The organism is Alkalihalobacillus pseudalcaliphilus (assembly GCF_028610675.1).
Lineage (GTDB): Bacteria > Bacillota > Bacilli > Bacillales > Bacillaceae_D > Alkalihalobacillus > Alkalihalobacillus pseudalcaliphilus.
On sequence record NZ_JAQQWS010000002.1, the window covers coordinates 1 to 10,104 of the forward strand.

Genomic DNA, 10,104 nt, shown 5'->3' on the forward strand with positions numbered 1-10,104 from the left:
AAATTATCTTCTGCCTCGTCTTCTTTCTCATCAACTTCATCTGATGACTTTGTATCAGTACTTTTTAGCTCTTCAATTAGGTCTTTGAGTTTCTCATGGGCATCGTTTAAATGTGTTGTTCCTGTTGAATGAGCAGAGGCTAAATCATTAACCGCATTACTAAACCAATTTCTTTGTTGGGAATGCGGTTGTAATCCTTCATTTATCATTGTTCCAACTGCGAAAATTTTTGATCGCATCGCACTAGTACCTTGGTTTTGACCATCATCAACCGCTCTTTTTCCTGACTCGACTAACGAAATAATTTCCTCAAATACTGAATCATCCACAGCTAGCTTATTGAGCTCATCTCTCGCTTCTCCAATACCTTCTTCGGCACCACCGAAATCAGCTGAACCAGAACCGCCACTTTCACCTACACTAATCGCATCTGAAAAATCGACATCCTCATCGGCACCTTCTAACTCCGTATTTATATTTTCATTATGAACTCTAGCTTGAGTTAGAAGATCTAATACCTCGTCTAAAAGTTCACCAATTTCAATTACATCCTCATAAATGTCTTCTGCGAGTTCATTGGCATCTCTGAGAAAATCCTCATTATCTTGCCTCATCTTGTCACGTTTTTCTTTGTCTTCATCTGAGGCATCCTCATCCAACTCTTCCTGCAACTCGGCTTTGTTATCATTATACGTTTGATAATGCCTAACAATATCCCCTGTTCTATTGACAGTCGGAAAGGTCGAGTTTCCATTGGCATTTACCTTTGAAGCTAGATTTGCCATCTTTTCACGAGCTTCCTCAAGCTTGGCTAACGCTTCATCTAACTTCTGCTCTCGTCCATCAAGGTCATCCTTGATTTTCTTATGCACTTTACTTAATTTCGATGCCTCTTCCATCGCACTTGAAATTCCTAGCACACCTTCAATTAATGCCTGACCAACTTCAATTGGAGCTGAGTATTTCATTTCCTCGAGCACCTGGTGCTTGAACATTTCAGAATGTGCGAGCATCCTGTCTTCGTCAACGACAACATTGACGGAACCTTCAACTGGTTGTGGTGTTGAAAAGTGAAAAATATCGCCACTACTTCCATCGACCTCGAGATGTTTCTCAAATACCGTTTGAAAGATTTCGTTCGCTTCTTCTTGACCACCCTTCACACCAAATAATCCATACGTTTTGACACCATGGTCAAAATTAGCCATAACAGAACGTGCTGCTGCTCTTGCTGCTTGTTCGGTTTCTCGTTCAGCGACCATAATTCTCATGTAATCAATTAGCACTGCATTAAAAAGAAAAAGGAGGAGAGTAATCATGATCGCATAAATGGAAACTGCACCCTTTTCATCAAAAATGAACTTGTGATAGGCCTTTTTCAACCATTTCTTCATGACTCCACCCCCTTGTTTTGTTGATGTTTTTTATTCACACCCATAGTTAATTCCTTTTTTCGCCTAACGTTTTTATATAAGAACCAAATTCCTTCACTTTACCGTAAAAATAAATCGCAAAATCCGTTGTACGAATCCATTCTGTCGGTTCTGTAATTGGTCTTTGTGCTTGTGCCTTCGCCTCGGTTACCCCAAATAAATCAGTCACATAACTTGGGAAGGATAAGGGTTGTTGCACGGTGACGACGATGGCATCAAAACCGAACACTTTCGTATCCTTTTGAATCGTCACCTCTCCCCAAGCATTATTACCAAGCTCAGGGCGAAGTTTCGAAGCAGGAACATTTGAACTAACAAACGGAATACCTAAAATATCCCCTAAAAAACTCACTTCCGTTGTCCGCCAATACAAGCCATCACCACCTTCAAAGGTCGTATACGTATTAAATTCACCCGTTTTTGGATCCATATGACTATTCGTCCATGACGATGCAACTTGGTCAGCGATTTTATTGGCTTGATACTGGACAACGGATTGTTGGTAAATAAATAAGCTAAAAAAGATTAAACACATCGTGATGATTAAGATAATCGGAAATAGCATCGATGCTTCAAGAGTAAATACACCTGACTGATCCTTCCGAAAGCGCTGAAGTCGTTTGATAAGTTCAGTCATGTTCTACACTCCACTATTAATTATTAGTTAGATTCAAATTGATCAATTTGTCGTCCACCAAAATCTAATAATTGGTTTATCCATCCCATAATGTTCTCTCTAAATAACAAGGCAATAACAACAATAACCGCAATAATTAACATAATCTCCAACGTTTGTAGACCTTCCTCATCATTCCAAAAATTCTTCATAAATTGTAACATGTGTAATTCCTCCTATTTTTTGATTCAATTTTTGTGCCCGGTTTACGGGCTTTACTTTATTTACAAAATGGTTATTGCTGGATAACCAACAATAATCATTACTGCAACGAAAATTAGCATTAAAGGAAAGACAAGCTTGGATGATGCTTCTTCCCCTTTTGTACGGGAGATATTTTTTCGTTTCTCCCAAAGATTCTGTGCAAGTTCCCGTAAAGAGAGAATTAAATCCTGCCCGCCTTTACGATAATTAAGTAAAATCGTTGTTGTAAAAATGGACACATCCTGCATCGCACATTTTTTGCTAAAATCATTCATGACATCAGCAAAGGGCTCATTACTCGTTAATTTGTTCACGACTACCCGAAGCTCTTCATATAATGGAGAATCAGCTTCAGTATTTAATTCGACACAACGAATCAGTGCCTGTTGTACGGTCTCTCCAGCATTAACGAGTAAGATGATTTTATTAACGACCTCAGGTAACTCAAGCAAGATTTTTTGCTTACGTTCCTTTTCTTTATTGGAGAGCTGGTTCACGAGTAGAAGTGGAATCATGATGGCAAAAAACAAACCAGCCACAAACATAAAGTGGTCACCTTCTGATAAAAGTCCGAGCAGTCCTGCCGCTAAGACACATAGCAGAACAACTGAGACAAGCTGTGTCATAAACATCCGCGTATGCTTATAAGCTTCTTTTGTTCCATACAGGCTAATCATTTTCCCCTGTATGGAGGAGACTTGTGTATGAAGTCTCTCTAGTAATCTAGTTTTATAGATAAAGTGTAACGATACGGGTGCCATAAATTTTAATGGGTATTGGTCTCCGAATTCTTCAATCACTTCATCGTATTGATGACGCGAAAGAATCGAAAGAACAAAATAAAGAATGACAATGATCGCGACAATGATTCCATATATAATCATGATTCACTCACACCTTAATGTTCATAATGCGCTGGCTGAGCCAGTAGGATAACAACAACAAACCTAAACAAGCAGTCATAATAATCGGACCTAGATTAGCCCATTCATACAGCGGGTCCATATACTCGCCTGATGAATAACGTAAGAATGCCACTAACGCAATAGGCATAACCGATAAAATTCGTGATTCAAATTTCTTCTGGGCAACCATCACTTGGACTTCTTGTTGAATATCCACCTTCTCACTTATGACATCCGAGGTCCGGCGAATAACTTCTACGAGATTACCGCCTGTTCTTTTACATGTAATAAATACATCGGCGAAATTTAATATATCCTCAGAGTCAGACCGGTTTGCGAAGTCTTGAATCGCTCGTTCAATCGTTTCGCCATTTTCAACACGACGATTTATAATCTCAAATTCACGAATAATATGTGTATTCGGATCTGGATATAATAACCGCAAATCACCAACAACCTCACGAAAGCTATTTTCAATCGAACGACCAGCGGCTAATGAGGAAGATAATGAAGCAATCGCCTCCTTAAACTGAAGATTAAGCTTTTCCTTCCTTGATTTTTGTAAGGTTTTCCTACGCATCCCAGGAAAGACAAGACCTATAGCGGCAACAATAACAACAGCTATCCAACTTTCATAAAATAAGTAACCAAGTAACCCAAGCACGACAGCCGCAGCGAAAAAGTAGAAAAACCATTCTTTCTTTGAGAGTTTATATTGCGAATAATCAATCAAATGACCTTCCATTTGTTTGGGTGTTCTACGCTTTGATGCTTCCTCGCGGATTTCACGGGCACGCTTTGCAAATGTACTTTCCGCTTTTAATTCTTGTTCATCTGGACCTTCACGCTCACGCTTTTTCCTTTTACGTACCGTATTGAAGTAAACGCCAACCAAACCGACTAAAAACAATATAAGAAAAATATCAAACAATCTTCCACACCTCCATTCCTACGAAAGCACGATGCCGGCTTGGCGCAATTTCGAATCAGAATGAAGCTCATTTCCTGTTGGCTGCAATGCTCCAATAATTTTGCCTTTTTCGTCTTCGCCTTCTTCGACAAATTCATATAATGGATTCAATTGAATTTCCCCATTTTCAATCCCGATTAATTCAGAGATAGATACGACTTTTCTTGAATGATCGCGGAGTCTTGACAGGTGAACCATAATATCAATCGCTGAGTTGATTTGTTGACGAATAACTTGAACCGGTAAGTTCGCTCCACTTAACACCATCGTCTCTAAACGGCTTAACATATCATTGGTTGAGTTGGCGTGTCCGGTTGATAAGGAGCCATCGTGACCGGTATTCATCGCCTGTAACATGTCGAGAGCCTCAGCCCCACGAACCTCCCCGACAATGACTCGGTTTGGTCTCATCCGTAAGGACGCTCGGATTAAATCACGAATCGAAATCTCTCCTCGGCCTTCGGTGTTGGCGTTCCTCGTCTCTAAGCTAACAAGGTTTGGCACTTGTTTAATTTGGAGCTCAGCCGAATCCTCTATTGTTATAATCCTTTCATCCTTTGGAATGAAATTGGATAAAACATTTAAGAAGGTTGTTTTCCCTGACCCCGTACCTCCACCAATAAAAACGTTATATTTCGCTCGAACAAGCTTTTCAAGAAACTCGGCCACGTCTTCGGATAAAGCTCCTTTTTCAATGAGGTCATCAATGAGCAGCGGCTTTTCTGGAAACTTACGAATCGTGATAACAGGTCCTTTTAAAGCAATCGGTGGTAACACGACGTTGACACGAGAACCATCTTGCAAGCGGGCGTCCACGATTGGAGACGATTCATTGACCACTCGATCTACCTTGGAAACAATCGCTTGAATAATATCTTCGAGCTTCTGCTGACTTTCAAACTTCATATCAACTTGAGATACTTCACCATTTCTTTCGATAAAAATCTCTTCATGATTATTGACCATAATCTCGGTAATCGACTTATCATCGATTAAAGGCTGCAGGACATCATACCCTCGGAATGCATGATAGATACGCTCAACAATCCATTTCATCTCTGCCGTCTTGAGACGATGCTCTTCGGCGTATTCGAATACCGATGCTTCAATATAATCAACTAATTCGTCGTTAGGGATGGAATGCATCAGATCAAGTGACTCACGCAATTTTGCGATCAGTTCTTTTATTACATTATCTTCAACCAATCTTGACACCCTCCCGCTCTTGCTCTATTAAACCTTTTGTAATCGTGATGAGCTCTTGATTGTAATGAGGGTCAAAGTAAATTTGCTCCGTATCTGCCACCTGGGCCCAGGATGGCACATTCGGTAAATAGCCTCGTATCGGTAAGTGGTAAGCTTGGAATGATTCTTGTAACTGACCGTTGAAACGATTCATAATCAATGTTGTCTGTTCTTCCATCCCATTTCCAACTCCAAATAAGTCATCAAAGCTATCAAAGAGTACTCTCGTTTTATGGAAGCTCTGCAAATCATTATTCATCATCCATATCACTTGGTCAGCACTTTCCATGGCAGCTTTTGTTAAGTTGGTGATTGAGCTATCTAAGTCAATTACGATGTAATCATACTGTTCGGTTTCAACTAAAGCCGTAATCAGTACTTTCGTTTCATTTTCAGAAATTTCCTGTAATTCGATTGGACTAGGCAATAAATCGAAATAATCCACCTTCGATTTCTGGTCGAATTTCTTCAATTTTTCAATTTTTGAACGCAGCTCTTTTGGTTTTGCTTTCACATAATAAAAGATTTGTAAGGATGGCTTATCTTCTTTTGAAGAAAAATAGAGCTTGGTGGAATTTAATAATTCTAAATTCAGATAAAAGACCTTTTTATTATTTAATGCAAGCTGGCGACTTACATTAACGGCAAAGGTCGTCTTTCCTGACCCACCAACTGGTGAATAAACCGCAAGCACCTTCGTTTTTAAGGAGCCACCTCCGTGATGCTCGGCTTGGTGGTGCTCAAAATAAATGGAGAGAATTTCTGAGATGACTTGATTAAGAGGTTGATATTTAAAAACGTTTGCTTCATCATCATTTGCATTTTTTTTATCCTCAACTAACGTCACTAACACACCATGCTTCATATTCTCCTCTAATACGTTCTTCATATGTTCATTAAGAATGAGCAAATCAATATGATTACCTTGGTCCACATATTTTTGAACACTTTCACTAGAAGAAAAGAACTTCACATCAAATTGTGCGGCTGCTTTAGATGAAATGATATATTCACCAAAGGAGGATAAATACGTCGAGTCTTGATCAGCGATAACTAGTTTTAATTTTTTCATAATGGATTCACCTACTTCATTTTTTGCTCGTCGATATGGCCTGTTTCCAAAGACATGCTTCAAAATCACAATTGGCATTTTATACAATTCTTATAATCTAAATGGTATTGTACTAAATTCGCTGTTAAATTTGCTAAAAATCGCTAAAAACAGGTTTTTTCTCCTAATGCACTCTATCCGATCCTATTTGTTCAAAATTCATCAATAGGCTTATAAAAAATAGCCGCAAACGTTGCTATTACTATGTTCAACATTTTGAAGTCCGTATAAATTCACACATAAATCTCTCAACACTATTACATGATTTTACATTTTCCACTTGTATTAATTTAGTTACTTTTGGGACATTTTCACTAAAAATGTCATAAAATCCAGTCATACTAGCTATTTATCTTGAATTTAAGATTTCAAAAACACTAAAATAGGCTGAAATTAATGGAAATTAACTGGATTAAATTCTCAAAAAGATTGTAATTGTTTGCGATTTTGTTCTAAACATATAACTTTTTCCGTCATTTTTACCACTCTCCTTTGTACTTTTTTTCGGATAGGTTCTTAAGTAATTGTGTAACACATTGAAAATTCAAAAATTAATCTTTGATCTTTTTTGAAGATTCATAGGCTTTATGGTATGATTCATTGTGCATTTACATAGTTAGATTTCAACTAGACGTACAAATTGTAAGCCATTCGGATCTCCGACTAAAAGTTACCTAGATAGTTTTTACCCCAATGCAAGATAAATGAATCCATAATTTTGGAGATTATTACTTTTATTTGGAAATCCATGTTTTTCTGAGACTATTATCATGGAGAATGGAGGAGTGTCATTGATCTGTCAAAAATGTCAAACACCACTAAAGGAAGGTGCTCAATTCTGTCCGGAGTGCGGGGAAAAGGTTGAAAACCCAAAGGCGCACGCATCAGAAGAAAAGGGACAAAAGGAGAAGAAGCCTTTTTGGACAACCAAAATGATTACGTTAGTAACAATTTGTGTGCTAATACTCGCAACCGCAACGACTTTTTATATCATTGGTTCAACGTCAATCGACCCTGAACAAACCGTTACTGATTTTAAAAATGCCGTACTGAACGAAGATGTAGACCTTGTGACCCAGCTATTAGATCCAACCGTCGCGGATTGGACATTCTCTAATGCCGATGCCCAAGCTTTAATTAATTATTTAAATGCACATGAAAATGACCGTGATTATGTATTTGATGCGTTGGAAACACAAGCCTCTGCTTATGCCGACGGAAACCGAAATGCTGCCGTTTCAGCTTCGATATTAAATGACGGTCAAGGCTCAATCGGAATGAGTCAGGAAGGAAAGAAGTGGTTACTTTTTGATGATTATCGCATTAAAATCACGCCTCTATACTTGAATATTACCGTTAATGAAGATGAGGCCCAGTTAACGATTAATGGACGCGAAGAAGTTGATTCGACAACCGCTGATGAAAAAATTGAATTCGGCCCTGTCAGCCCTGGTACTTATGATATAGAAGCTTTTATTGAAGGTCGTTATGTTGACGCCATTGAAAACGTTACCGTTAACCTTTTTCAAGTTGGGAGCTTCGAACAGGATATTAAGATTGAATTCGATTTAGAAACCGTGATCGTCTCAGCCCCCTATGATGAAACGAAGGTTTATATTAATGAACAAGAAACTGATTATACAGTCGGCCCTGAGGGTACGGACATCGGCAGACTGCCTCTTGATGGGACGGCTAAAATTGTCTTAGAACGTGAATTCCCTTGGTATACGATGACATCAGATGATATTGATGTCGATAGTGAGTCGATTAACTTTAATGGCTTTATTGCGATGCCAGACGAGGAAATGGAAAAGGTCATGGAGATGCTTAATGAGAACTGGCATCAAATGCTTGAGGCTATTGCAACAGGAAATGTCGATGATATGGAATATGCCTCTGATGATTTAAAGGAACGTACAAGGAAGCAATATGAGACATTTGCCAATGCTAATAATGTGTACAACTATACGTTCTTGGAAGCAAAGTATGTGCAAGAAACCCTGCAACAACCTAAATATAATGACCATACGAATCGTTATGAATTACCTGTTAGGGTTGAGTATCAATTTGATGAGCCAGATTCGAATCTTTATGCGATTTTCAGAGATGGCGATTTAAATAGAACTCCTTATGAAGTCCTAACTTATTATGATGAGGAAAATGAGCAGTGGCTCGTTGAAAATTATGACGTCTCTCATTTTGTCATTACTGGTTCTACCCAAATCTTCCCGCACCAATTCGAGGGATTAACCTCATTGGATGAGAATGCAGAAAGTAATGATGAGGAAGCAGAAGTTGATTCTGAAGGCGAGGAAGAGGAAGAAGGACAGGACGCTGAGGAAAACGCTGATTCTGATGAGGAATAATTATGGTCTAAAACCGTTTATGTAGCCTAGCTATATGAACGGTTTTTATTATTCTAATAAAGAAAAGGATTGGCGATTTCTATTCGCTTGAGCAGCCACCGTCGTAACCCTGCCCGACTAACAAATAACAGTAGCTCGTTAACGATAGCTACTGTCGTTTCTCTTGTATATGGTATTGATAGGTTGGTTTTTCTCGTCGTAAAGCTTTCTTTAATTCATCGATTTGTTTATCTTTATCTTCCTCTTTCGCATCCTCTGGAATATCGAGATATACATAAGCATGGCTACCCATGAAAAAGATAAAATCTGCATGGTACTTTGTATGTTCTTCTACAATTCTCTTCATCAGAACTTTATCATCAACCGTTGTTGGATTTCCTCCTATGTTCGAGTTAGAAATACCATTATACCCTTGCGTTTGCTTCGGGTATGAGCGTTGTTTTTCAATACCTGGATAATTCATCGGTCCTGGTCCGAGCAAGCCCTGTGCAAGCTCTTCCTTTTCGGCGTTCAGAATGTTCTTATGAGCAGTAGGATGATTCGTCTGCGGGTGATGGTTTGGGTTTGCCAACGGCTGACACCCACTTCCAACAAACAAAACGAGTATGAGGACACATACCACATTCACTTTTCGCATATTTAATACCTCCAACCAATCATATTTATGTGAATAGTTTGTCCCATCAACCGTCTCTTTTCTCCTGTTAAACTGTTCCAATATCATGTGAAAATTGTGGACTAGGGCCGAAACACCGCCTTTTTGCGCAGATACTCGCTCTTTCGCCTCACTTATCTGCACATTAAACGCCTCTTTGTGCAGATACTCGCTCTTTCTGCTCCCTTATCTACACATTAAACGCCTCTTCGTGCAGATACTCGCTCTTTCTGCTCCCTTATCTGCACATTAATCGCCTCTTTGTGCAGATACTCGCTCTTTCTGCTCCCTTATCTGCACATTAACCGCCTCTTTGTGCAGATACTCGCTCTTTCGCCTCCCTTATCTGCACATTAATCGCCTCTTTGTGCAGATACTCGCTCTTTCGCCTCCCTTATCTGCACATTAATCCCCTCTTTGTGCAGATACTCGCTCTTTCGCCTCCCTTATCTACACATTAATCGCCTCTTTGTGCAGATACTCGCTCTTTCGCCTCCCTTATCTGCACATTAATCGCCTCTTTGTGCAGATACTCGCTC

The 10,104-nt window shown here is 39.2% G+C and carries 9 protein-coding genes; 1 reads left to right on the forward strand and 8 read right to left on the reverse strand.

Features of this window, described 5'->3' with window-relative positions; genetic code table 11:
- The 7 genes from PQ479_RS06715 to PQ479_RS06745 all read right to left on the reverse strand — a co-directional run.
- A partial coding sequence (locus PQ479_RS06715; protein WP_420535539.1) for a TadE/TadG family type IV pilus assembly protein occupies positions 1-1,394 on the reverse strand: 1,394 nt, incomplete at its 3' end.
- Positions 1,395-1,440: 46 nt separating this feature from the next.
- Positions 1,441-2,070 carry a TadE/TadG family type IV pilus assembly protein gene (locus PQ479_RS06720; protein WP_047986956.1) on the reverse strand — a complete coding sequence of 210 codons (630 nt, stop codon included), beginning with the start codon at positions 2,068-2,070 and terminating at the stop codon, positions 1,441-1,443.
- Between the two features lie 23 nt (positions 2,071-2,093).
- Complete coding sequence (locus tag PQ479_RS06725; protein ID WP_047986955.1) at positions 2,094-2,273, reverse strand: Flp1 family type IVb pilin; 180 nt, start codon at positions 2,271-2,273, stop codon at positions 2,094-2,096.
- 60 nt (positions 2,274-2,333) lie between these two features.
- Complete coding sequence (locus PQ479_RS06730; RefSeq protein ID WP_053070268.1) at positions 2,334-3,197, reverse strand: type II secretion system F family protein; 864 nt, start codon at positions 3,195-3,197, stop codon at positions 2,334-2,336.
- 7 nt (positions 3,198-3,204) lie between these two features.
- Positions 3,205-4,149 (reverse strand): type II secretion system F family protein, encoded by a 945-nt coding sequence (locus PQ479_RS06735; RefSeq protein ID WP_047986953.1) that lies wholly within the window; start codon positions 4,147-4,149, stop codon positions 3,205-3,207.
- 18 nt (positions 4,150-4,167) lie between these two features.
- Positions 4,168-5,394, reverse strand: a complete 1,227-nt coding sequence (locus PQ479_RS06740; protein ID WP_047986952.1) for a TadA family conjugal transfer-associated ATPase — start codon at positions 5,392-5,394, stop codon at positions 4,168-4,170.
- Positions 5,387-6,505: an AAA family ATPase gene (locus PQ479_RS06745; RefSeq protein ID WP_047986951.1), complete on the reverse strand. Its 1,119-nt coding sequence runs from the start codon at positions 6,503-6,505 to the stop codon at positions 5,387-5,389. The genes PQ479_RS06740 and PQ479_RS06745 overlap by 8 nt, the downstream gene beginning before the upstream one ends.
- Positions 6,506-7,335: 830 nt before the next feature.
- Between PQ479_RS06745 and PQ479_RS06750 the strand changes: the two genes are divergently transcribed.
- Positions 7,336-8,910 carry a zinc ribbon domain-containing protein gene (locus PQ479_RS06750; RefSeq protein ID WP_047986950.1) on the forward strand — a complete coding sequence of 525 codons (1,575 nt, stop codon included), beginning with the start codon at positions 7,336-7,338 and terminating at the stop codon, positions 8,908-8,910.
- Positions 8,911-9,058: 148 nt separating this feature from the next.
- Here the strand turns inward: PQ479_RS06750 and PQ479_RS06755 are convergent, their stop codons facing one another.
- A complete protein-coding gene (locus PQ479_RS06755; RefSeq protein ID WP_273716869.1) occupies positions 9,059-9,547 on the reverse strand; it encodes a hypothetical protein in 489 nt (162 codons plus the stop codon).
- Positions 9,548-10,104 lie beyond the last annotated feature (557 nt).